Below are 22,223 nucleotides of genomic sequence, written 5' to 3' on the forward strand. Positions count from 1 at the left end.
CGAATCGTCCTGGCCGGCCACGCCTGGGTAGGCGTCTGCCGGCAGCCTAGTCATAGACTGTTGCGTTGTGGTGAAAGTCACAGCGCAGTGAGTACAGTTGTACTCTGCTGTACTGGCATTGTCACAGGCACAGCAGTTTCTCCTTGTAACCCTGCGCCGTCACGGAAGCCACTCGCCTATGGTCGGGCTGGCAGCCAGCGCTCCAGGATGCGTTGCAGGTCTGCTCTTTTGAATGGTTTGGCCAGGTAATCGTTCATTCCAGCCGCCAGGCAGGCCTCCCGGTCGCCCTGCAGGGCATTGGCGGTGAGGGCGATGATGGGTATCTGCTGGCCGCCGGCCTGCTGGCGGATGCGCCGCGTCGCTTCATAGCCGTCCATCAGCGGCAGGCGGCAGTCCATGAGAATGGCTGCATAGACATGCTGGGCAACGCTCTGCAGCGCCTGCTGGCCGTCGCCGACCAGGCTGACCTGATAGCCCAGGCTGCGCAGCATGGCCTCGATCACGGTCTGGTTGACCGGGTTGTCCTCCACCAGCAGTACGGCCTGGCCGTCACCGCTGGCGGGGGCGGGGTGGGCGCCGCTCTGCACCTGCCTGCTTTGCTCGCAGAACGGCAGCGGAATCTCCAGGGTGAACACCGAGCCCTTGCCCAGCTGGCTTTCCGCCTGCAGGGTGCCCCCCATGCGTTCGGCCAGCGTGCGAGCGATGGGCAGACCGAGACCGGTGCCGCCATAGCGACGCGAAATCGAGGTGTCGGCCTGCTGGAAGGCGTCGAACATGTGCTCCAGGCGCTCGGCATCGATGCCGATGCCGCTGTCGTGCACGGCGCAGGTGAACCACAGCACCTGGTCGTCCAGTGGCTGCCAGCGGGTCTCGACGCGAATCTGTCCTTCCTCGGTGAACTTCAGCGCATTGCCGATCAGGTTGACCAGGATCTGGCGGATGCGGGTGGGGTCGCCGCGCACTTCGAGCTGCTGCAGGCCCGGCTGGGTTTCCAGCAGCAGTTGCAGGCCCCGCTGCTGGGCGCTGTGCTGGAACACCTGCACCGAGCCCTGCAGCAGCTCCAGCAGGTTGAAGGGGATGGCTTCGAGCTCCAGCGCGCCGCGTTCAATGCGCGAGAAGTCGAGGATGTCGTTGATAACCTTGAGCAGATGCTCGGTGGATTCGGTGGCCAGGGCGGCGTACTCGGTCTGCTCGTCGTTGAGGCTGGTGGTTTCCAGCAACTGCAGCATGCCCAGCACGCCGTTCATCGGTGTGCGCAGTTCGTGGCTCATCATCGCCAGGAAGTCGGACTTGGCACGGTTGGCCTGCTCCGATTCCTCGCGGGCCTGGATCAGTTCGGCAATCGCCTGTTGCTGCTCGCGGCCGCTCTGCTCCAGGGCGCAGGCGAGGTTGTTGATATGCCGGGCGAGATCGGTCAGCTCGTCGTTGCCGCGTTCGATCAGCGAGGGCCGGTAATCGCCGCTCTGGATGCGCTCCAGCGCCTGGCCCATGGCGCTCAGGGGCTGCGCCAGGCGCCGGGCCAGGCGTCTGGCGAGAAGAAAGGTCAGCAGCAGGGCGAACAGCGACAGAACCCCGGCCTTGAGCAGGATTTCCTGCTGACGGGTGCTGAAGGTGTCATTGGATATGCCTACGATCACCCGACCCAGATAGCCGTCGCCGAGTGACCTGCCCGGCGGCAATGGCCATTCACGGCCTGGCGGACCTTGCAAGTGAATCGGTGCCTGAAATACCTCCACCTGCGCGGTGCTGTGCCCCTGCTCCTTGGGGCGTTCGACGTAGACCAGGATGTTGTCGTCGCGGTCGCGCACCTCGGCAAAGCGCACGTCGGGAGTGCTCAAGGTGGCCCGTAGCAGGCTTTCCAGGGTGTTCAGATTGTCATTGAGCACGCCGTACTGGGTGGCGGGCGCGAGCTGGTTGGCAATCAATTGACCGGTATGACCCTGCTCCAGACGCAGATCCTGCAGGCGGGTGAAGGTGAGAAAACCGGTCAGCAGCAGCGTCAGCAGCAGGGCGGGGCCCACGCTGATCAGCTGGGTGCGGGTGTGAATGTTCCAGCCGCGACGCTGGTTCATGGTTGTACCGTCCCTGGAAAGCGGCGCTACTGCCTGGCGAGAGGCGCAGGGCGGGGGCAAGGGGCTGCCTGTGGGCACGAATCGTCCTTGGCAATTGACGTCAGGCTGGCATGTTAACCGACCCGCCATTGTTTGCCAGCTTCCGGCGCTTGCAGTCTGCGGTAATTCGCGTTTGCCGTCCGGCACGCTGAACTTTTGCCCTGGCCGGTCACTCTCGGCTCCGTATAATGCCTGCAGACCGCCATCGCGCATGGCTTCATTCGGAAGAGATATGACAGAGCTCCAACCCATTGCCGTACTCGGCGGCGGCAGCTTCGGCACCGCCCTGGCCAATCTGCTGGCGGAAAACGGCCAGCGCGTCCTGCAATGGATGCGCGACCCCGAGCAGGCCGAGCAGATGCGCCGCAGTGGCGAGAATCCGCGCTACCTCAAGGGCGTCAAGCTGCATCCGGGCATCGAGCCGACCAGCGACCTCGGTGCCGCGCTGCAGCAGGCCGAGCTGGTTTTTGTCGCGCTGCCGTCCAGCGCGTTGCGCGATGCCTTGCAGCCGGTGGCGGCGCAGCTGTCCGGCAAGATGCTGGTCAGCACCACCAAGGGCATCGAAGCCAGGACCTTCAAGCTGATGAGCGAGATTCTCGAGGAGATCGCTCCCGATGCCCGCATTGGTGTGCTGTCCGGGCCGAACCTGGCCAAGGAGGTGGCCGACCATGCGCTGACCGCCACGGTGATCGCCAGCGAGGACGAAGAGCTGTGCCTGCGTGTCCAGCAGGCGCTGCATGGGCGAACCTTCCGCGTCTATGCCAGTGCCGACCGCTTTGGCGTCGAGCTCGGCGGCGCGCTGAAGAATGTCTACGCCATCATGTCCGGCATGGCCGCGGCGCTCGGCATGGGCGAGAACACCAAGAGCATGCTGATCACCCGTGCGCTGGCGGAGATGACCCGCTTCGCCGTCAAGCTGGGCGCCAACCCCATGACCTTCCTCGGCCTGGCCGGCGTGGGCGATCTGATCGTTACCTGTTCTTCGCCGAAAAGCCGCAACTATCAGGTCGGCTTCGCCCTGGGCGAGGGGCTGAGCCTGGACGAGGCGGTGCAACGCCTCGGCGAGGTCGCCGAAGGGGTCAATACTCTGAAGGTCCTCAAGGCGCGTGCCGAGGAACTGGAGGTGTACATGCCGCTGGTCGCGGGGCTGCATGCCGTGCTGTTCGAGGGGCGTACGCTGGCTCAGGTGATCGAACTGTTGATGCGCGGCGAGCCCAAGACCGATGTCGATTTCATCCCCACTGCCGGTTTCTGAACCGGCAGCCAATCAAGGAGAGTGAGTCATGAGCGATGAAAAGCGGGAACTGGAACGCGAGTCGATTCTGCTGCGCATTCTGTGGATGGTGATCTTCGTCATCGTCTGGCAGCTGGCTGAACTGCTGCTCGGTGCCGTGGTTCTGCTGCAGCTGGGCTACCGCCTGTTCTACGGCGCACCGAATGCCGGTCTGCTGGGCTTTGGCGACAGCCTCAGCCAGTACCTGGCGCAGATCGGTCGTTTCGGCACCTTCAACACCGATGAAAAACCCTGGCCGTTCGCCGACTGGCCGACGCCTCGCGCTCCGGAAGGCGAGGCTGCGCACAGCATTCCACCGGCGCCGCATCCGGTGCGTGACGAGGAGCCGAAGCTGTGAGGCTTTGGCTGCTGCGTCACGGCCAGGCCGAGCCGCAGGCAGCCAGTGACGCCGCGCGCGAGCTCACTGCCCACGGCCGCGAAGAGGTGCGCCAAGCCGCCGCCCAGTTGGCCGGGCGCCCCCTCACGGCGATTCTTGCCAGCCCCTACGTACGCGCTCAGCAAACCGCCGAACTGGTGCGGGGCGCGCTGGGCTTTGCCGGCAAGGTGGGCACCGTACCTTGGCTGACGCCGGACAGCGACCCGCGCGAGGTGCTCAAGTACCTCGACGAGCGCGCCGGTGCCGAGGTGCTGCTGGTCAGCCACCAGCCCCTGATCGGCGCCCTCGGTGGTTTGCTGGTGCACGGTCACCGCCAGGATCCGTTGCCGATGCGCACCGCCAGCCTGGCCGAGCTGGAGGGTGACATACCCGCCGCCGGGCTGATGGAGCTGCTGGCGCTGATTCATCCGCGCTGAGCGCGCTGCCTGCGGCTTTGGCCGGAAAGCCGGGCTGCCGAGGAAACATTTCTTAACTTGCACCTCCCCTGTCTGCGTGGAATAGTCGACCAAGCAAGTGCTTGGTCGATTCCTACAAAAACAACAAAGGAGGAAGCCCTGTGGCTGATGCAATCCGTTTGCCGCTCGAGCTGTTCTACGAACGTGAAGCAAGGCACCCGAACAAACGCTACATGGTGCAACCCCTGGGCGGCGGAAAGCTGCTGGAGCTGAGCTGGGGCGATGTGGGGGAGCAGGCGCGCCGAGCCGCCAACTGGCTGCGTAGCCGCGAATTGCCGCAGGGCAGCCGTATCGCCATCGTCTCGAAGAACTGCGCGCACTGGATCATCGCCGACCTGGCGATCTGGATGGCCGGCCACGTATCGGTACCGCTCTACCCCAACCTGACCGCCGACTCCATGCGGCAGGTGCTGGAGCATTCCGAGGCGGCGCTGGCATTCATCGGCAAGCTCGACGACTGGCAGGCCATGGCCCCGGGGCTGCCACAAGGGCTGCCGACCGTCAGCCTGCCGCTGCATCCTCAGGGCCAGTTCGACTTCAGCTGGGACGATCTGCAGCGCTGCGCGCCGATCCAGGACGACCCCAAGCCCGCGGCCGATCAGCTGGCCACCATCATCTACACCTCCGGCACCACCGGTGCGCCGAAAGGGGTGATGCACAACTTCTCCAACTTCGGCTTCGCCGCCAGCAACGCCATCGCGCTGTTCGGCGTGGGCGAGGATGACCGCCTGATCTCCTACCTGCCGTTGTGCCACGTGGCCGAGCGCATGTTCGTCGAGCTGGCGTCGCTGTATGCCGGGCAGACGATCTTTTTCGCCGAAAGCCTGGACACCTTCCTCGACGACCTCAAGCGTGCCCGGCCGACCGTGATGTTCGGCGTACCGCGGATCTGGACCAAGTTCCAGATGGGGGTGTACGGCAAGATGCCGGCGCACAAGCTCGACCGTCTGCTCAAGCTGCCGATCATCGGCCGCATCGTCGGGCGCAAGGTGCTCGCCGGTCTCGGGCTGGACGCCATTCGCTATGCGCTGTCCGGCGCCGCGCCGGTGCCCGAGGCGTTGCTTAACTGGTACCGGCGCCTGGGCATGGAGATCCAGGAGGTCTATGGCATGACCGAGAACTGCGGTTACTCCCATGTCTGCCGGCCCGGCAAGTTCAAGCAGGGCTGGATCGGCCAGAACAACCCCGGTGTCGAGGTGCGTATCGCCGAGGATGGCGAGGTGCAGGTGCGCAGTGGCGCCACCATGCAGGGCTACTACAAGGACCCGGTCAAGACCGCCGAGGCGCTGACCGCCGACGGCTTCCTGCGCACCGGCGACAAGGGCGAGCAGGACGCCGAAGGCAATCTGCGTCTGACCGGACGGATCAAGGAAATCTTCAAGACCAGCAAGGGCAAGTACGTGGCGCCGGCGCCGATCGAGAACCGCATCGGCGAGCATTCGCGCATCGAGCAGGTCTGCGTGGTGGGCGACGGCTTGCCCCAGCCGATCGCGCTGTGCGTGCTGTCCGACGTGGGGCGCCAGGAAGCGGCCAACGACGGTCGTGCCGAGCTGGAGAGCAGCCTCAAGGCGCTGGTGGAGCAGGTCAATGACCGCCTCGATCATCATGAGCGTCTGCAGGGGCTGGTGCTGGTCCGCGAGGTCTGGGCGGTGGAAAATGGCTTTCTCACACCCACGCTGAAGATCAAGCGCGCCGTGATCGAAGGTACCTACGGCGAGCGTTTCGCCGAATGGCAGCAGCGCAGCGAAGTGGTGCTCTGGCACGATTGAGCAGCGCCGGGCCGGCGCCGCCGGCCCTGTTTTCCCTCCGCACAAGGAAAGGTCCATGGCTCTCTGGCAACGAACTCCCGACATCGAGGCGCTCAACGCCACCCTCAGAAACAGCATCGGCGAGGTGCTGGACATCCGTTTCGAAACCTTCGACGACCAGTCGCTCAGCGCCAGCATGGTGGTCGATGCGCGTACCCACCAACCCTATGGCCTGCTGCATGGCGGCGCCTCGGTGGTGCTGGCGGAAACGCTGGGCTCCACCGCCAGCTACCTGTGCATCGACAGCAGCCGCTTCTATTGCGTGGGCCTCGAGGTCAACGCCAACCACCTGCGCGGCCTGCGCAGCGGGCGTGTGCATGCGGTGGCGCGGCCCGTGCACCTGGGCCGTACCACCCATGTCTGGGACATCCGCCTCAGTGGCGATGACGGCAAGCCCAGCTGCATCTCGCGCCTGACCATGGCCATAGTGCCGCTGGGCGAGCAGCCGCCGAAGCTTTGAGTTTCTGCCTGCAATTTCATCCAAGATTTGCCCGGTTCATGGCGCTACAGTAGGCGCCATGGACCAGATCACTCACATCCAGAGCAGCCTGCCCGGCGTTCGTCTGATCGACGCGCAGTACAGCCGCTTCGCCTTTCCCCGGCACTTTCACCTGGAGTACCACGTCGGCCTGCTGATCCAGGGGCAGCATCGCTACGCCTATGGCGGCGAGCGTCGGCATGTCGGGGCAGGGGACGTGCTGCTGATGGCGCCGGAAGGGATTCATGACGGCGCCTGCCTGGAGGGGCAGAGCTATCGCATCCGGGTGATGGCCTTCGATCCCTTCTGGCTGGACGAGGCCAGTCGTACCCTGAGTGACGGGCGTCAGGGGGCACCGAGACTGACCTGCAGCAGTTTGCGCCATCCCGCGCTGTCGCAGCATCTGCAGCGTTTTCATGCGGCGATGTTGGGCGGGTCACGTCTGGCGCAGGAAGAGTCTCTCTGGCAGGCGCTGGCCCATCTGCTGGAGATGGGCTCGACCTTGCGCGTCAGCGAGGCGGATCGGGTCTTCGACCCGCGCACCTGGCAGCGCCTGCGCGACTGGCTGGAAAGCCGTCTGGACGCTCCGCCCTCGCTGGAGGAGATCGCCACCTTCTGCGCCATGAGCCCCTGGCAGGCATTGCGCCGCTTCCGCCAGCACACCGGCTTGCCGCCGCATCAGTGGCTCACCCAGCTGCGCCTGCAGCGAGCGTTGCCGCTGGTGCTGGCAGGGGAGCCCCTGAGCGAGATCGCACTGCGCCTGGGGTTCTATGACCAGGCGCATTTCTCCCGGCTGTTCCGCCGCACCTACGGTCTGCCTCCGGCGCGCCTGCGCCAGGGCTGATTCAGCCGCACATCCCTCTTATCCATTTCCTGGAGATCACCATGCAGGAGACGTCCGTCTTGCTGTCGCTGGCTGCCGTGTTCGCGGTGGCCCTTATCAGCCCCGGCCCCGATGTGGCGCTGGTGGTGCGAACCGCCCTGCATCAGGGCCAGCGTGCGGGTCTGCTCAGCGCCCTGGGGCTGGCCTGCGGCATTCTTCTGCATGGCACGCTGGTGCTCAGCGGCGTGGCCTTGCTGCTCAGCCGTACCCAGTGGCTGTTCGATCTGGTGCAGGTCGGCGGCGCGCTCTATCTGGGCTGGCTGGGTGTCGGCGCGGTGCGGGCCTGGTGGCGGGGCAGTGCCGGCCCCAGGCGTCTGGATGGCGAACTGGCGCCGTCGCTGTTCGGTCCCTGGTTGCGCGGCGTATTCACCAATCTGGGCAACCCCAAGGCGCTGGTGTTCTTCCTCGCCCTGCTCAGCAGCCTGGTGCCGGCCGACATGTCGCTGCCCGGCAAGGTGGCCTGCGCCGCGCTGCTGTTCGTCCTGAGCCTGTTCTGGTTCAGCCTGCTGGGGCTGACCCTGAGTCGGCCGCTGATGCGTCAGCGCCTGCTGCAGGTGGCGCCGACCATCGACTTCGTCTGCGGCATGGTGTTTCTGCTGGTGGCGCTGAGCATCGTCGGCAGGCTTCTGTTATAGCCCTGACCATTGCGCCGCCATCAATGGCAGTTACGGTCATTGCCGCGCGCCGGCGGCTGCCGGAGAATCTCGGGGTATTCGCCTTTTCGAGTTCGACGCATGTCGCAGCCGATCTTCTTCGCTCATGCCAACGGCTTTCCCTCGGCCACCTACAGCAAGCTGTTCGCCGCCCTGGCGCCGGACTATCAGGTACGCCATCTGGAGCAGCATGGCCACGATCCGCGCTTTCCCGTGGACGACAACTGGGCGAACCTGGTCGCCGAACTGATCCACCACCTGGAAGGCGGCGACGAGCCGGTCTGGGGCGTCGGTCATTCCCTCGGTGGCGTGCTGCACTACCACGCGGCCTTGCTCCGCCCCGAGCTGTACCGCGGCGTGGTGATGCTCGACTCGCCGGTACTGACCCTGGCCGACCGCATGGTGATCCGCGCCGCCAAGCGCTTTGGCTTCATCGACCGCATCACGCCGGCCGGGCGTACCCTGGGACGGCGCGAGGCGTTCAGCGATCCGGTCGAAGCACGTAACTATTTCGCCGGCAAGAGCCTGTTCCGCCGTTTCGACCCCGAATGCCTCGACGCCTATGTGCACCACGGTCTGCGGCCGGCCGAGCAGGGCCTGCGCCTGCGTTTCGATCCGGCCACCGAGATCAGCATCTATCGCAGCGTGCCGCACACCGCGCCGGGGCGACCGCAGCAGTTGGCGGTGCCGCTGGCCATGGTGCGCGGCCGCCACAGCCGCGTGGTGCTGCCGCATCACGCCCGCCTGCTGCGGCGCATGCCGCGCGCGGAATATCACCACCTGCCGGGCGGGCACATGTTTCCGCTGGAGCGTCCCCAGGCCACCGCCGAGCTGCTGCGCCAGCTGTTCAGTCGCTGGGCCGGCGCTCAGGAGGCGAGTGCATGAGCAAGGGGTTCGAGGAAGTCCGCCTGAGCCTGCCGCATATCGAACTGGCGGCGCACCTGTACGGTCCGGAAGACGGCCAGCCGCTGCTGGCACTGCACGGCTGGCTGGACAACGCCGCCAGCTTCGCGCGCCTTGCACCGAAGCTCGAAGGTGTGCGTATCGTCGCCCTGGATTTCGCCGGGCATGGCCATTCCGAGCATCGCCCGGCGGGCGCCGGCTATGCCTTGTGGGACTACGCCTACGATGTGCTGCAGGTCGCCGAGCAGTTCGGCTGGTCGCGCTTTTCCATCCTGGGGCATTCCATGGGGGCGATCACGGCGGTGCTGCTGGCTGGCGCCATGCCCGAGCGGGTGGCGCGTCTGGCGCTGATCGATGGCCTGGTGCCCTTTACCGGCGAAGCCGAGCAGGCTCCGGAGAAACTCGGCGAGGCGCTGCGCGCCAAGCTTGCCCTGGATCACAAGCGCAAACCGGTCTATGCCGAAATGGCGCGTGCGGTGCAGGCGCGCATGAAGGGCGTCGGCGCGGTGAGCCAGGAGGCCGCCGAGTTGCTGGCGCAGCGCGGTCTGATGCCGGTGCCCGGCGGTTACACCTGGCGTACCGATAGCCGTCTGACGCTGCCTTCGCCCCTGCGCCTGAGCTGGGCGCATGCCCAGGCCTTCGTGCGGGCGCTGCAGTGTCCGGTCAGCCTGGTGCTGGCGGAGCAGGGCATGATGGGCGCACAGCCGGCCGTGCAGGCGCTGCTGGCGGAGCTGCCGTTCCAGGTCCACCGATTGCCGGGCGGTCACCATCTGCATCTGGACGATGAGGCCGGCGCGCAACGTGTAGCGGATTGTTTCAATCCATTCTTGCGCTTGCCTTGACTTGCCGGCGGCACCTGGGGAAAGGTGTGGCGGTCTGCCATGGAGGATCGCATGATCGACCCGCTCAATCTCGTCACCCCCTGTTCCCTTTCCGGGCTTGCCGTCTCGGGCCCGCTGCCCGCCTGCCAACCGATGTCGACTCGATGAGGGCGCGTATGAGGCTGTTTCCTCTGCTGGGCGCCATGCTGTGCAGCGCTGGCGTGCTGGCGGCCGATGTGCCCGGCAGCCGCGATCTCGAGGTACTGCCGCGGTTTCCCGCCAGCCATATCGTCGCCTTCAGGGAGGCGCCCGACATCGAGCGCATCTACCCGCAGGGCTCGATTCGCCGCATCAGCGGGCGGCTGCGTTACGAGCGGGAGATTCTGGTGCAGGGGCGTCACAGCGCGGTGACCTACGAGCTGCCGCGCACCCACAGTGCCGACCAGGTGTTCAATGCCTCGCGCGAGGCCTTGCTGGAGCAGGGCGCCGAGCTGCTGTACTGGTGCCAGGGGCGCGAGTGCGGCGCCAGCAACCTGTGGGCCAACGCGGTGTTCGGCAACGCCACGTTGTATGGCTCGGACGATCAGCAGGCCTACGCGCTGCTGCGTCTGGCCGAACCGAATCACGAGAGCCTGCTGGCCCTGTACAGCATCACCCGCGGCAATCGCCGCGCCTATCTGCATGCCGAGCAGCTGGATGCCGGCGCGCCGCTGGGTGAGCTGCTGCCGACGCCGGCGACGTTGCTGCGCCAGCTGCGCACCGACGGCCAGCTGCAGTTGCCGGCCGAGGTCCGTGCCGACAGTGCCTGGGCCGAAGTCCTGGCGCGCAGCCTGAATCTGGACAGCACCCTGCGCGTCACGCTCTCCGGCAGCCAGGCGCAGGACTGGCGCGAGGCCTTGATCGCGCAACGCGTTCGCGAGGCGCGCCTGGAACTGGGCGAAGGTCAGGATGATGCCCTGACGGTGCGTTTGTTGCGTTAAGCTTCAACGTGCATCGGTTATTCAGAGCGCCCGTCATGGGCGCTTTGTCGTTCTGTCGAAGGGAGTCTCGATTCATGGCCACAAATGATCGTCTGCTGGTGCAGATTCTCCTGCTCGGTCTGCTGGCTGCCAGCCTCTGGGTGCTGGCGCCGTTCTGGTCCGCGCTGTTCTGGGCTGCGGTGCTGGCTTTCGCCAGCTGGCCGCTGATGCGTCTGTTGACCCAACTGCTCAAGGGGCGTCTGTCGCTGGCGGCGGGCATCCTCACCTGCGGCTGGGTGATCCTGGTGGCGGGGCCGCTGATCTGGCTGGGCTTCAACCTGGCCGATCACATCAAGGACGCCAACGCGCTGATCAAGGATCTGCAGGTCGAAGGCTTGCCGCCACCGCCGGCCTGGCTGACAGGTCTGCCGCTGGTGGGCGAGCGGCTGGCTGCACTGTGGATGACCATCGACCAGCAGGGCGCGGCCTTCTTCGCCTCCCTGCGGCCCTATCTCGGCCAGGTCGGCAACTGGCTGCTGGCGCGTAGCGCGCAACTCGGCGGCGGCATGCTGGAGCTGGGCCTGAGCCTGGTGCTGGTGTTCTTCTTCTACCGTGACGGCCCGCGTCTGGCGGTGTTCGTTCACGGCCTGCTGGAGCGCCTGATCGGTGAGCGCGCCGACCACTACCTGGAACTGGTGGCCGGCACCGTGCAGCGCGTGGTCAACGGCGTGATCGGTACGGCCGCCGCCCAGGGCCTGCTGGCGCTGATCGGCTTCTGGATCGCCGGGGTGCCGGGGGCGATCGTGCTGGGCATTCTCACCTTCGTCCTCAGCCTGGTGCCGATGGGCCCGCCGCTGGTGTGGATTCCCGCCACCGCCTGGCTGGTGTGGCAGGGCGACTACGGCTTCGCCCTGTTCCTCGGCGTCTGGGGCATGTTCGTCATCAGCGGCGTGGACAACATTCTCAAGCCTTACCTGATCAGCCGCGGCGGCAACCTGCCGCTGGTGGTGGTGCTGCTCGGCGTGTTCGGCGGCCTGCTGGCGTTCGGTTTCATGGGGCTGTTCCTTGGCCCGACCCTGCTGGCAGTGGCCTACAGCCTGCTCAGCGACTGGGTGGCGGACAAGGCGCCGCCGGCCGAGGAGGTGGTGAACAAGCCGTTGCCGGGCGAGGAGGCGCGCGGCTGAGGCTGCTCAGCCGCGTTCGCGCTCGTACCGGTCCAGGGTGTCGCGGGCGATCTGCCGACCCAGCATGATCAGCTCCGGCGCCTTGTAGAACTCGAAGAAACGGCACGCCCGCTTGGGCACGTTGATCAGCACGTCCGGCGGATAGCCGGCGATCTTGTACTGCGCCAGCGAGGTCTGCATCACCTCGAAGCTCTGGTTGACCAGCTCCAGCAGGGAGGCCGGGCCGGTGAGCTCGGCCACCCGCGAGCCACTGGCGGACTTCGGCGCCGCCTCATCCTCCCAGGCGCGGCTCGGCGCGGCAGCCGGGCTGACGGCATCGGCGCGCTGCTGCTCCTCGGCCAGCAGCAGGGCATCGTCCTCGCCCTTGCGGCGGAAGTTGGGCAGGCGCGAGCCGAGGCTGCTCATCAACTGATCGATGCGGCCCTTGAGCGCCGCTGGCCGTTCGATCACCGGCAGCTGGTAGTGATTCTGGTTGGTGGCGTTGAGGTTGACCGCGATGATCAGGTCGCAGTGGCTGGACACCACCGGTACGATCGGCAGCGGGTTGAGCAGGCCGCCGTCGACCAACATACGCTTGCCCTGCACCACCGGGGTGAACAGGCTGGGAATCGCCGCCGAGGCGCGCATGGCCTGATGCAGGCAGCCTTCCTGGAACCAGATTTCCTGCTGGTTGGTGAGGTCGGTGGCCACCGCGGTGAAGGGGATCGACAGGTCCTCTATATTGATCTCGCCGACGATGTCGTGGATACGCCCGAACACCCGCTCGCCGCGGATGGCGCCGAGGCGGAAGCTGACGTCCAGCAGGCGCAGCACGTCCAGGTAATCCAGGCTTTCGGTCCATTCGCGGTACTCGCGCAGCTTGCCGGCGGCGAAGATGCCGCCGACCACCGCGCCCATCGAGCAGCCGGCGATGCAGCCGATTTCATAGCCGCGCGCCTGCAGTTCCTCGATCACGCCGATATGGGCGTAGCCGCGCGCGCCCCCCGAGCCCAGCACCAGCGCCACTTTCTTGCTCATAGCAATTCCCCCCCAGGATGCTTCGACCTTACTCGCGCAAAGGCGCTGCGCCAAGGCGGTCTTTGCTAGAATCCGCCGCCAGTCGTCGATGCAAGAGAGAGACATGAGCGAGCCAATCCGTTTGACCCAGTACAGCCATGGCGCCGGTTGCGGCTGCAAGATTTCCCCCAAGGTGCTGGAGGTGATTCTCGCCGGCAGCGGCGCGCAGAATCTCGACCCGCGCCTGTGGGTAGGCAACGCCTCGCGCGACGATGCCGCGGTCTACGCCATCGACGAGGAACGCGGGGTGGTCTCGACCACCGATTTCTTCATGCCGATCGTCGACGATCCCTACGATTTCGGCCGTATCGCCGCCACCAATGCCATCAGCGACATCTACGCCATGGGCGGCGATCCGCTGATGGCCATCGCCATTCTTGGCTGGCCGGTCAATGTGCTGGCGCCGGAAGTTGCCCGCGAAGTGATCCGCGGCGGTCGCGCGGTGTGCGACGAGGCCGGCATCCCGCTGGCCGGGGGGCACTCCATCGACGCGCCCGAGCCGATCTTCGGCCTGGCCGTGACCGGCCTGGTGAGCAAGGCCGACATGAAACGCAACGACACCGCGACGGCCGGCTGCAGGCTGTACCTGACCAAGCCGCTGGGCATCGGCATTCTCACCACCGCCGAGAAGAAGGCCAAACTGCGCAGCGAGGACGTCGGCCTGGCGCGTGACTGGATGTGCACCCTGAACAAGCCTGGCAGCCGTTTCGGCAAGCTGGCCGGGGTCAGGGCGATGACCGACGTGACCGGTTTCGGCCTGCTCGGCCATCTGGTGGAGATGGCCGACGGCAGCGGCCTCAGCGCGCGCGTCGAGTTCGCCAGGGTGCCGCGTCTGGCCAGCGTCGAGCATTACCTGGAGCAGGGCTGCGTACCCGGCGGTACGCTGCGCAACTTCGACAGCTACGGCGAGAAGATCGCGCCGCTGCCGGAGCTGGCCAAGCTGCTGCTGTGCGACCCGCAGACCAGCGGTGGCCTGCTGATCGCCGTGGCGCCGGACGGCGAGGCCGAGTTCCTCGCCGTGGCCGCCGAGCTGGGGCTGAGCCTGGCGCCCATCGGTGAGATGGTCGAGCGACAGCGCTACGCGGTCGAGGTGCTCTGATGCGCGAGAACTGCACCGATTACCGCGATCTCTTTATCAACGACCGGCCGATGATGGATGCCCGCGCGCCGGTGGAATTTCACAAGGGCGCCTTTCCCGGCGTCATCAACCTGCCGCTGATGAACGACATCGAGCGGCAGAAGGTCGGCACCTGCTACAAGCAGCACGGCCAGCAGGCCGCCATCGAGCTCGGGCATCAGCTGGTCAGCGGCCGTACCAAGGCCGAACGCATCGAGGCCTGGGCGAGCTTTGCCAAGGCCAATCCCGATGGCTACCTGTACTGCTTCCGCGGTGGCCTGCGCTCGCAGATCGTGCAGCAATGGCTGAAAAGCGAGGCGGGCATCGATTACCCGCGGGTGATCGGGGGCTACAAGGCCATGCGCGGCTTTCTCCTGGAGACCACCGAGCAGGCGGTGGCCGAGTGCGATTTCGTCCTGGTCGGCGGCATGACCGGCACCGGCAAGACCGAGGTGCTCGCCCAGCTGCACAACGCCGTGGATCTGGAGGCGCATGCCAACCATCGCGGCTCCAGCTTCGGCAAGCGCGCCAGCGGGCAGCCGGCGCAGATCGATTTCGAGAATGCCCTGGCCATCGACCTGCTCAAGCGCCGTGCCGCCGGGCAGCGACAGTTCGTTCTGGAGGACGAGGCGCGTCTGATCGGTCGTTGCTCCTTGCCGCTGCCGCTCTATCAGGGCATGCAGCACTATCCGCTGGTCTGGCTGGAGGACAGCCTGGGCGATCGCGTCGAGCGCATCCTGCAGGCCTACGTGGTCGAGCTGTGCGCCGAGTTCGTCGCGGTGGAGGGGGCAGAGGCCGGTTTCGCCGCCTTTGCCGCACGCCTGCGCGAAAGCCTGGCCAATATCACCCGGCGTCTTGGCGGCGAGCGTTATCAGCGGCTGGCGGCGATCATGGACCAGGCGCTGGAGGAGCAGGCGCGCGACGGCCAGGTCGATACCCATCGCGGCTGGATCGAAGCCCTGCTGGTGGAGTACTACGATCCCATGTACGTATTCCAGCGCGAGAGCAAGGCCGGACGCATCGAGTTCGCCGGCGAGCAGCAGGCGGTGGTGGAGTACCTGCGCCAGCGAAGCGGGCACTTTCCCGAGGCACCGGCGTCCTAAGCTTCAATCCGTAGTCATATCCGTTCGAGGAGTGTGGTCGATGAAACACTGGATCTGTTTGCCGCTGCTGGCCTTGGTGCTGACCGGCTGCGCCGGCAAGACCGTTTACCGCGAAACCTGCGCCAATCAGCTGGACGCAGCCTGGAAGGAGCTGAGCATCGCCGAGGCCGAAGGCTTCGCCGGTACCGTGAGCTACTCCAAGGCGCTGTCGCTTTTGACCGCGGCCAAGACGCAGCAGCAGTTCGAAGCCTACGAAGGCTGCACCAGCAAGGCGGAGCGGGCACGCTTCTACATCCGTGAATCGCGAGCGGGGCGTTGATGCAGCTCGACTTCGCCACGCTGAGCCCGCTGGAGGCATACCGTTGGCTGGCTGCCAGCATCACACCGCGGCCGATCGCCTGGGTCTCCACCCGCTCCCCGAGCGGGGTGGCCAATCTGGCGCCGTTCAGTTTCTTCCAGGTGATCAGCGACAGCCCGCCGACCCTGCTGGTCAACGTCAACACCCGCGACGACGGCAGCCTCAAGGACACCCTGCGCAATGCCCAGGCCAGCGGTGAGCTGGCGATTCAGCTGGTCAGCTTCGCTCAGGTCGAGGCGATGAACGCCAGTGCGGCCATATTGCCGCATGAGGTCAGCGAGTTCGCCCACTGCGACATCGCCAACCTGCCATGCGAGCGCATCGACGTGCCGCGGGTTGCCGGCGCGCCTGTGACCTTCGAATGCCGCGTGGCGCAGATCCAGCCCTATCCGGCGCAGCGTCCCACCTGCCACCTGATCTTCGCCGAGGTGGTGCTGGCGCATATCGACGAAGCCGTACTGAGCGAGCAGGGCCGCCTCGATCCGCTCAAGCTCGATCTGGTCGGCCGGCTCGGTGGCAGTGCCTATTGCCGAACCAGCGAGCTGTTCCAGATGCAACGCCCCTGAACGCGTTCTGAAAACGACCTCCAGTTAACTGTTCCGGCCATCCTGGCCTTTGCTGGCTTGTCGCCAGCACCGCCGCGCTCCTATGTTCCAGAATTCGGGGAGCAGTAGGCAGGGGAATGTCATGGGTGGCTCGTTGGCGAATCGCTTGGCCAGTCTCAGTACGGCCAGCAAGTTGATGCTGGGTTTTGCGCTGGTGCTCGGTCTGACCGCTCTGATGGCCGTGACCGGCCTGCTGGCGTTGCGTGAAGTCAGCGCCGGCGCCGAAGTGCAGCAGCGCATGAGCGCTCTGGGCGAGCAGGTGCTGCGCATGCGCCATAGCGAGCTGGCCTTTGCCTCGAGCGGCGACAAGCAGCATGCCGAACGCCTCTCCGAGCAGGCCGAGGCCATCGTGCAGGCCGCTGCGGCGCTGCAGGAAGTACTGGATGCCGAAACCGCCGCTGCCCTCGCGCAGGCCGAGCCGGCGCTGGCCGAGTACCGCAGTGCCTTTGCTCGTTACGTCGACCTGACCGACACCATGCAGCTGTCGCTGCAGGCCGCCGACTGGCTGGTGGTCAGCGCCGCCAACAGCCTCGACCTGCTGCAGGAAGGGCTGGCCGAGGATGGGGTCGAGCTGCTCAAGCGCAGCCAGGGCGAACAGGGCGGCGAGGCGGTGTTGCAGGCCGGGCAGGTCGGCAAGATTCACCAGCTGCTGTTGCAGGCGCTGGATCAGGCGCGGCAGCGACTGGAGGCCAGCCGCCGGGAGGATGCCGGCGAACAGGCCGAGATCGCCCAGGCCGGCCAGGCTCAGGCGCTGGCCGCGGAATTGCGCGATACGCTGGACGACCCCGGCTACGCCGCGGTGCTCGGCGAGGTGGTGGTCAATGTCGACTCCTTCAACGAGCGCCTCAGGGAATACGCCGGTCAGTTGCAGCAGCAGAAGCAGGTCTACGTGCAACTGGTGGCGCAGGTCGAGCGGCTCCTGGCCCAGGTCGAGCAGGCGCTGGCTGCTCAGCGCAGGGCCATGCAGGCCGAGCGTCAGGCCAGCAGCGGTCTGATCATGTTGGCGGCGGCGCTGGCCCTGCTGTTCGGGCTGGGCGCGGCAGTGACGATCAGCTTGGCCATCGTGCGCCCGCTCAAGCGCGTGATCGCTCTGGCCGAGCGCATTGCCAGTGGCGATCTGAGCACCCATATCGAGGTCGACCGGCGCGACGAGGTCGGGCAGTTGCTCGCCGCCATGCAGGCCATGGCCGGCAACCTGCGCGACATGGTCGGCCGCCTGCAGGGCGGGGTGGCGCAGATTTCCAACTCGGCGCAATCCTTGTCGAGCACCGCGGAGCAGACGCGCCAGGGTGTCAACGGACAGAAGCTGGAAACCGACCAGGTCGCCACGGCCATGAGCCAGATGACCGCCACCGTGCATGAGGTGGCGCGCAATGCCGAGGCCGCCGCGGCCTCCACCGCGCAGGCCGACCGGCGTGTCGATACCGGCAGCCAGGTGGTGCGCCAGACCCTGCAGCGCATCGAGCAACTGGCGCAGGCGATGAACGCCACCACCGCCAGCATCCAGCGTCTGAGCCAGGACACCCAGCGCATCGATGCGGTGCTGGAGGTGATCAAGAGCGTGGCCGAACAGACCAACCTGCTGGCGCTCAATGCCGCCATCGAAGCGGCGCGTGCCGGTGAGCAGGGCCGCGGTTTCGCCGTGGTGGCCGACGAGGTTCGGGCATTGGCCAAGCGTACGCAGCAATCCACCGCGGAGATCGAGGCGCTGATCGCCGCCCTGCGCGAGGGCAGTCGCCGCGCGGTCGCGGACATGGAGCAAAGCGAGAGCCTGGTGAGCCTGACGGTGGCCGACGCCAACCAGACCGAAGGGGCGCTGACCGCCATCGCCGAGGCGGTGGCGCAGATCTTCGAGATGAATCAGCAGATCGCCGCAGCCGCCGAGCAGCAGACGGCAGTGGCCGAGGAAATCAACCGCAGCGTCACCTCCATCCGCGATATCGCCGACCAGTCGGCCACCGCGATGGATCAGACCGCGGCCTCGAGCATCGAGCTGGCCGAGCTGGGGCGCGAGTTGCAGGGCATGGCCGGGCATTTCCGGCTGACATAGCGGTTGCCCTCACAGTTTCGTCAGCAAAGTTTGCACGGAGCTATGCCGCACCCGAGTGGCCCAGTAGCATCGGCGTTCTGCATAAGGAGCCGATGATGCGAAGTAAACTCGATGCCTGCCTGGACTCGGTCAATCAGATCCTGCTGGGCAAGGAGGCGCAGGTGCGTCTGGCGCTCACCTGTCTGCTGGCGCGCGGTCACCTGCTGATCGAAGACCTGCCCGGCATGGGCAAGACCACCTTGAGCCACGCCCTGGCGCGCGTGCTGGGACTGAGCTTCCAGCGCATCCAGTTCACCTCCGACCTGTTGCCCGGCGACATTCTCGGCACCTCGGTGTTCGACAAGGACACCGGGCAGTTCGTCTTTCACCCCGGGCCGATCTTCGCCGAGCTGGTGCTGGCGGACGAGATCAATCGCGCCACGCCGAAAAGCCAGAGTGCGCTGCTCGAGGCCATGGAGGAGGGGCAGGTAACCATCGAGGGTGCGACCCGGCCGCTGCCGGAGCCGTTCTTCGTCATCGCCACGCAGAACCCGGTCAGCAGTGGCGGCACCTTCGCCCTGCCGGAATCGCAGCTCGATCGCTTCCTCATGCGCCTGTCGCTGGGCTATCCGGCGCAGGCCGCCGAGCGCGCGTTGCTGCTGGGCGATGCGCGGCGCGATCTGCTGCCGCGCATCGAGCCGATTCTCGACCACGCCGAACTGGCCCGTCTGCAGGCGGAGGTGCCCAAGGTGCGCGCCAGCGATGCGCTGGTCGATTACGTGCTGCGCCTGGTGGAGGCGACGCGCAGTCAGCCGCAGTTCGCCTGGGGCCTGTCGCCGCGCGCCAGCCTGGCGCTGCTGGCTGCCGCCAGGGCCTGGGCGCTGTTGGCCGAGCGCGACTATGTCATCCCTGAGGATGTGCAGGCGGTACTGCCATCGGTGGTCGGCCATCGCCTGCGCGAGCGCGCCGATCCCACCGGCCATGGCGGCGGCAGCCTGGTGCAGTGGCTGCTGCGCGAAGTGCCGGCACTCTGATGCGCGCCGCGCTCAAACCGTTGTGGGGACGCTGGCTGGCCAGGCGCATTCCTCCGGCGGCCAGCGTGCGCCTGAATCAGCGGCGCATCTTCATTCTGCCCAGCCGGGTGGGCGCGGCCTTCGCCGTGGCCCTGCTGCTGATGCTGCTGGTGGGCATCAACTACCAGAACAGCCTGGCCTATGGCCTGACGTTCCTGCTGATGTCGGTGTTCGTCGTCGCCATCCTGCATACCTATCGCAACCTGGCCGGGCTGGTGCTCAAGGCCGGTGGCGGCGGTGCGGTATTCGTCGGCGAGCAGGCGCGTTTTCGCGTGCGCCTGGAAAGCCGTGAGCGCGAGCACCAGGCCGTGGCGCTGGGCTGGCCGCCGAACGAGCTGGTGCTGCGCGACGTACCGCGCCTGGGTCAGGCCGAGGCGGACCTGAGCCTGCCGGCCGTGCGGCGCGGCTGGCTGCGGCCCGGACGTTTGCGCGTCGAGAGTCGCTTCCCCCTGGGGCTGCTGGTGGCCTGGAGTTGGGTCGATCTGGATCAGGCTCTGCTGATCTACCCGCGCCCGCTGGAGGGTGACCTGCCGCTGTCTGTCGGCCTGGGCGCCGAGGATGAGGAGGAGGGCATGCGCGCGCGCGGGCGGGGCGCCGACGATTTTCAGGGCCTGCGTGATTACCAGCCAGGGGACTCCAAGCGGCGCCTGGACTGGAAGGCCTATTCCCGCGGCCAGGGCCTGCTGGTGAAGGACTTCGCCATGCTCAGCGGGCGCGACCTGTGGCTGGATTACGACAGCCTGGGCGGCGACAGCGAAATGCGCCTGTCGCTGCTGTGCCACTGGGTGTTGCAGCTGTCCGAGCGGCAGCAGCCCTTCGGCCTGCAGCTGCCGGGGCAGGTCATCGCCCCGGACCAGGGCGAAGGCCATCGTGACGCCTGCCTGCGCGCCCTGGCGCTGTTCGGAGAGCGTCCATGAGCGCGTTGCCGGGCATTCCGCGTATCGCCCTGACCTGGCTGCTGGTGGCCCAGCTGCTGGTGATCCTGCCGCACCTGCTGCATTTGCCGCTGTGGGTGATCGCCCTCTGGCTGGGCGCTGCCGGCTGGCGCGTGCAGATCTTCCGCATGCGTGCGCGCTATCCCAACGGCTGGGCCAAGGGTGGCCTGATGCTGGTGGTGCTGGCGGGTGTCCTGCTGTCGCGAGGGACGCTGGTCGGTCTCGACGCCGCGGTGGTCCTGCTGATCGCCACCTTCATCCTCAAGCTGCTGGAAATGCGGACCCGGCGTGATGCGCTGGTGCTGATCTTCCTCGGCTTCTTCTGCGTGGTGACCGCCTACCTGTTCGAGGACGGCATCGTCGCGGCGCTGTACAGCCTGTTGCCGGTGACGGCGCTGCTCGCCGCGCTGGTGGGCCTGCAGCACAGTGGCTTCGCCGAACGCCCCTGGCCCACTCTGCGCCTGGCCGGCGGTCTGCTGTTGCAGGCCTTGCCGCTGATGCTGCTGCTGTTCGTGTTCTTTCCGCGCATGGGGCCGCTGTGGTCGCTGCCGATGCCCAGCGACAAGGGCGTGACCGGCCTGTCGGACAGCATGGAGCCGGCGGATATCGCCGAGCTGAGCCGCTCCTCGGCCCTGGCCTTTCGTGCCAGCTTCGAAGGGCCGGTGCCACCGCGCGATCAGCTGTACTGGCGGGCGCTGACGCTGGAGCGTTTCGATGGCCGGCGCTGGTCGCAGTCCAACTACGCCGAATTGCCGTCGGCGCCGCAATGGCGCAAGGCGGGCGAGCCGCTGGATTACAGCATCGTCATGCAGCCCAGCGGCAAGCCCTGGCTGTTCGCCCTGGATGTCGGCGAGGTGGCGCAGAACGAAAGCCGCATGATGACCGACTTCCGCTGGCAACGGCGGCGCCCGGTGGATCGCCCCTTGCTCTATCAGGCGCGCTCCTGGCCGCAGGCGCTGCGCGAGGCGGATGCCGAGCCGCCTGCACTGCGCCGCGCGCTGCAGCTGCCCGAGCAGGGCGACCCGCGCAGCCGCGCCTGGGCGGCCGAACTGCAGCGCGAGCACCCGCAGGCCGAGGCGCTGGTGGCCGCGCTGCTGCAGCATTTCAATCGCGAACCCTACGTCTACACTCTGCGTCCGCAGCCGCTGGGACGCGACAGCATCGACGAATTCCTGTTCGACACCCGCCGTGGGTTCTGCGCGCACTATGCCGGCGCCATGACCTTCGTGCTGCGCGCCGCCGGCATTCCCGCGCGTGTGGTGACCGGTTACCAGGGCGGCGAGCTCAATCCCGGCGGCAACTATATCCAGGTGCGTCAGTTCGATGCCCATGCCTGGGTGGAGTACTGGCAGCCCGAGCAGGGCTGGCGCAGCGTCGATCCCACCTATCAGGTGGCGCCGCAGCGTATCGAGCTGGGTCTGGAAGACGCACTGGGCGAAGAAGACGGCTTTCTCGACGATCAGCCGTTCTCGCCGCTGCGATACCGCGAACTGGCCTGGCTCAACCAGCTGCGTCTGGGCTGGGAGAACCTCAATTACGGCTGGCAGCGCTGGGTGCTCGGTTATCAGGGCGAGCAGCAGCTGAAGCTGCTGCACAACTGGTTCGGCAACCTCGACTGGCAGCGCCTGGCCTTGGCGCTGGTGGGCAGCGGGACCTTGCTGATCGGTTTGCTCGCGCTCTGGCTGCTCAAGCCCTGGCAGCAGCGGGCGGACCCGCAACGCCAGGCCTTCCGCCGCTTCGAGCGGCTGCTGGCGCGGCACGGCGTGCGGCGTCAGGCGGGCGAAGGCGCGCGAGCCTTCGCCGAACGCGCCGGCCGCGAACTGCCGGCTCAGGCCCCGGCGATCCAGGCCTTTGCCCGCTGCTTCGAGGCCCAGCGCTACGCCGGCCAGCCTGCTTCCCGGGCGGCTTTGCGTCAGGCCCTGGGGGAGCTGCGCAGAGCCTTGCCCTGGCGCCTGTTGCGTTAGCGCGCGGTCTCGCAATAATCATCTGGGATGCGCCGGCCGTGGGCATGGGGTGGATGAC

Annotated in this window: 21 protein-coding genes; 19 read left to right on the plus strand and 2 right to left on the minus strand. The window is 67.0% G+C overall.

Annotation, left to right across the window (positions count from 1 at the left end):
• Window positions 1-176: 176 nt before the first annotated feature.
• Window positions 177-2,072 (minus strand): ATP-binding protein, encoded by a 1,896-nt coding sequence (locus L1F06_RS10410; RefSeq protein WP_177491259.1) that lies wholly within the window; start codon window positions 2,070-2,072, stop codon window positions 177-179.
• A gap of 271 nt (window positions 2,073-2,343) precedes the next feature.
• Between L1F06_RS10410 and L1F06_RS10415 the strand changes: the two genes are divergently transcribed.
• From L1F06_RS10415 to L1F06_RS10465, 11 genes are all read left to right on the plus strand, one after another.
• Window positions 2,344-3,366: an NAD(P)H-dependent glycerol-3-phosphate dehydrogenase gene (locus L1F06_RS10415; protein ID WP_129483617.1), complete on the plus strand. Its 1,023-nt coding sequence runs from the start codon at window positions 2,344-2,346 to the stop codon at window positions 3,364-3,366.
• 28 nt (window positions 3,367-3,394) lie between these two features.
• Window positions 3,395-3,742 (plus strand): DUF4389 domain-containing protein, encoded by a 348-nt coding sequence (locus L1F06_RS10420; protein ID WP_129483616.1) that lies wholly within the window; start codon window positions 3,395-3,397, stop codon window positions 3,740-3,742.
• Complete coding sequence (sixA, locus tag L1F06_RS10425) at window positions 3,739-4,197, plus strand: phosphohistidine phosphatase SixA (RefSeq protein ID WP_012018763.1); 459 nt, start codon at window positions 3,739-3,741, stop codon at window positions 4,195-4,197. Before L1F06_RS10420 ends, sixA begins: the two co-directional genes overlap by 4 nt.
• Window positions 4,198-4,337: 140 nt before the next feature.
• Complete coding sequence (locus L1F06_RS10430; protein WP_012018762.1) at window positions 4,338-6,005, plus strand: AMP-binding protein; 1,668 nt, start codon at window positions 4,338-4,340, stop codon at window positions 6,003-6,005.
• A 55-nt stretch (window positions 6,006-6,060) separates the two neighbouring features.
• Entirely contained in the window at window positions 6,061-6,504 is a 444-nt protein-coding gene (locus tag L1F06_RS10435; RefSeq protein ID WP_003240781.1) for a hotdog fold thioesterase, read from the plus strand.
• A 58-nt stretch (window positions 6,505-6,562) separates the two neighbouring features.
• Entirely contained in the window at window positions 6,563-7,366 is an 804-nt protein-coding gene (locus L1F06_RS10440) for an AraC family transcriptional regulator (RefSeq protein WP_129483615.1), read from the plus strand.
• A 41-nt stretch (window positions 7,367-7,407) separates the two neighbouring features.
• Window positions 7,408-8,040: a LysE family translocator gene (locus L1F06_RS10445; protein WP_129483614.1), complete on the plus strand. Its 633-nt coding sequence runs from the start codon at window positions 7,408-7,410 to the stop codon at window positions 8,038-8,040.
• 99 nt (window positions 8,041-8,139) lie between these two features.
• Entirely contained in the window at window positions 8,140-8,943 is an 804-nt protein-coding gene (locus L1F06_RS10450) for an alpha/beta fold hydrolase (protein ID WP_129483613.1), read from the plus strand.
• Window positions 8,940-9,803: an alpha/beta fold hydrolase gene (locus tag L1F06_RS10455; RefSeq protein WP_003240773.1), complete on the plus strand. Its 864-nt coding sequence runs from the start codon at window positions 8,940-8,942 to the stop codon at window positions 9,801-9,803. Before L1F06_RS10450 ends, L1F06_RS10455 begins: the two co-directional genes overlap by 4 nt.
• A 155-nt stretch (window positions 9,804-9,958) precedes the next feature.
• Window positions 9,959-10,762 carry a DUF4892 domain-containing protein gene (locus tag L1F06_RS10460; protein ID WP_129483612.1) on the plus strand — a complete coding sequence of 268 codons (804 nt, stop codon included), beginning with the start codon at window positions 9,959-9,961 and terminating at the stop codon, window positions 10,760-10,762.
• A gap of 74 nt (window positions 10,763-10,836) precedes the next feature.
• A complete protein-coding gene (locus tag L1F06_RS10465) occupies window positions 10,837-11,925 on the plus strand; it encodes an AI-2E family transporter (protein ID WP_003240767.1) in 1,089 nt (362 codons plus the stop codon).
• Between the two features lie 6 nt (window positions 11,926-11,931).
• Here L1F06_RS10465 and L1F06_RS10470 read toward each other — a convergent pair whose 3' ends face one another.
• Window positions 11,932-12,942, minus strand: a complete 1,011-nt coding sequence (locus tag L1F06_RS10470) for a patatin-like phospholipase family protein (protein WP_003240765.1) — start codon at window positions 12,940-12,942, stop codon at window positions 11,932-11,934.
• A gap of 103 nt (window positions 12,943-13,045) precedes the next feature.
• Between L1F06_RS10470 and selD the strand changes: the two genes are divergently transcribed.
• The 8 genes from selD to L1F06_RS10510 all read left to right on the plus strand — a co-directional run bounded on the left by selD (window position 13,046) and on the right by L1F06_RS10510 (window position 22,165).
• On the plus strand, window positions 13,046-14,080 hold the full coding sequence (gene selD, locus L1F06_RS10475; protein WP_003240763.1) for a selenide, water dikinase SelD: 1,035 nt from the start codon (window positions 13,046-13,048) through the stop codon (window positions 14,078-14,080).
• Complete coding sequence (mnmH, locus tag L1F06_RS10480; RefSeq protein WP_003240754.1) at window positions 14,080-15,201, plus strand: tRNA 2-selenouridine(34) synthase MnmH; 1,122 nt, start codon at window positions 14,080-14,082, stop codon at window positions 15,199-15,201. Before selD ends, mnmH begins: the two co-directional genes overlap by 1 nt.
• 40 nt (window positions 15,202-15,241) lie before the next feature.
• Window positions 15,242-15,520: a hypothetical protein gene (locus L1F06_RS10485; RefSeq protein ID WP_003240752.1), complete on the plus strand. Its 279-nt coding sequence runs from the start codon at window positions 15,242-15,244 to the stop codon at window positions 15,518-15,520.
• On the plus strand, window positions 15,520-16,125 hold the full coding sequence (locus L1F06_RS10490; RefSeq protein ID WP_003240750.1) for a flavin reductase family protein: 606 nt from the start codon (window positions 15,520-15,522) through the stop codon (window positions 16,123-16,125). Before L1F06_RS10485 ends, L1F06_RS10490 begins: the two co-directional genes overlap by 1 nt.
• A gap of 121 nt (window positions 16,126-16,246) precedes the next feature.
• Window positions 16,247-18,214, plus strand: coding sequence for a methyl-accepting chemotaxis protein (locus tag L1F06_RS10495; protein ID WP_003240748.1), 1,968 nt, complete (start codon window positions 16,247-16,249; stop codon window positions 18,212-18,214).
• A gap of 95 nt (window positions 18,215-18,309) precedes the next feature.
• Window positions 18,310-19,227: an AAA family ATPase gene (locus L1F06_RS10500; RefSeq protein ID WP_003240746.1), complete on the plus strand. Its 918-nt coding sequence runs from the start codon at window positions 18,310-18,312 to the stop codon at window positions 19,225-19,227.
• On the plus strand, window positions 19,227-20,183 hold the full coding sequence (locus L1F06_RS10505) for a DUF58 domain-containing protein (protein ID WP_003240744.1): 957 nt from the start codon (window positions 19,227-19,229) through the stop codon (window positions 20,181-20,183). The genes L1F06_RS10500 and L1F06_RS10505 overlap by 1 nt, the downstream gene beginning before the upstream one ends.
• On the plus strand, window positions 20,180-22,165 hold the full coding sequence (locus L1F06_RS10510) for a transglutaminase TgpA family protein (protein WP_003240742.1): 1,986 nt from the start codon (window positions 20,180-20,182) through the stop codon (window positions 22,163-22,165). Before L1F06_RS10505 ends, L1F06_RS10510 begins: the two co-directional genes overlap by 4 nt.
• Window positions 22,166-22,223 lie beyond the last annotated feature (58 nt).

Source organism: Pseudomonas hydrolytica (assembly GCF_021495345.1).
Classification (GTDB): Bacteria; Pseudomonadota; Gammaproteobacteria; order Pseudomonadales; family Pseudomonadaceae; genus Aquipseudomonas; species Aquipseudomonas hydrolytica.

Excerpts from the sequence above, each read along its gene's own strand:
- L1F06_RS10465 (WP_003240767.1), top strand. The coding sequence starts at position 10,837 with ATGGCCACAAATGATCGTCTGCTGGTGCAGATTCTCCTGCTCGGTCTG.
- L1F06_RS10445 (WP_129483614.1), top strand. The coding sequence starts at position 7,408 with ATGCAGGAGACGTCCGTCTTGCTGTCGCTGGCTGCCGTGTTCGCGGTG.
- L1F06_RS10460 (WP_129483612.1), top strand. The coding sequence starts at position 9,959 with ATGAGGCTGTTTCCTCTGCTGGGCGCCATGCTGTGCAGCGCTGGCGTG.
- L1F06_RS10510 (WP_003240742.1), top strand. The coding sequence starts at position 20,180 with ATGAGCGCGTTGCCGGGCATTCCGCGTATCGCCCTGACCTGGCTGCTG.
- selD (WP_003240763.1), top strand. The coding sequence starts at position 13,046 with ATGAGCGAGCCAATCCGTTTGACCCAGTACAGCCATGGCGCCGGTTGC.
- L1F06_RS10470 (WP_003240765.1), bottom strand. The coding sequence starts at position 12,942 with ATGAGCAAGAAAGTGGCGCTGGTGCTGGGCTCGGGGGGCGCGCGCGGC.
- mnmH (WP_003240754.1), top strand. The coding sequence starts at position 14,080 with ATGCGCGAGAACTGCACCGATTACCGCGATCTCTTTATCAACGACCGG.
- L1F06_RS10415 (WP_129483617.1), top strand. The coding sequence starts at position 2,344 with ATGACAGAGCTCCAACCCATTGCCGTACTCGGCGGCGGCAGCTTCGGC.
- L1F06_RS10495 (WP_003240748.1), top strand. The coding sequence starts at position 16,247 with ATGGGTGGCTCGTTGGCGAATCGCTTGGCCAGTCTCAGTACGGCCAGC.
- L1F06_RS10450 (WP_129483613.1), top strand. The coding sequence starts at position 8,140 with ATGTCGCAGCCGATCTTCTTCGCTCATGCCAACGGCTTTCCCTCGGCC.
- L1F06_RS10435 (WP_003240781.1), top strand. The coding sequence starts at position 6,061 with ATGGCTCTCTGGCAACGAACTCCCGACATCGAGGCGCTCAACGCCACC.
- L1F06_RS10485 (WP_003240752.1), top strand. The coding sequence starts at position 15,242 with ATGAAACACTGGATCTGTTTGCCGCTGCTGGCCTTGGTGCTGACCGGC.
- L1F06_RS10500 (WP_003240746.1), top strand. The coding sequence starts at position 18,310 with ATGCGAAGTAAACTCGATGCCTGCCTGGACTCGGTCAATCAGATCCTG.
- L1F06_RS10440 (WP_129483615.1), top strand. The coding sequence starts at position 6,563 with ATGGACCAGATCACTCACATCCAGAGCAGCCTGCCCGGCGTTCGTCTG.
- L1F06_RS10490 (WP_003240750.1), top strand. The coding sequence starts at position 15,520 with ATGCAGCTCGACTTCGCCACGCTGAGCCCGCTGGAGGCATACCGTTGG.
- L1F06_RS10455 (WP_003240773.1), top strand. The coding sequence starts at position 8,940 with ATGAGCAAGGGGTTCGAGGAAGTCCGCCTGAGCCTGCCGCATATCGAA.
- L1F06_RS10420 (WP_129483616.1), top strand. The coding sequence starts at position 3,395 with ATGAGCGATGAAAAGCGGGAACTGGAACGCGAGTCGATTCTGCTGCGC.
- L1F06_RS10505 (WP_003240744.1), top strand. The coding sequence starts at position 19,227 with ATGCGCGCCGCGCTCAAACCGTTGTGGGGACGCTGGCTGGCCAGGCGC.
- L1F06_RS10410 (WP_177491259.1), bottom strand. The coding sequence starts at position 2,072 with ATGAACCAGCGTCGCGGCTGGAACATTCACACCCGCACCCAGCTGATC.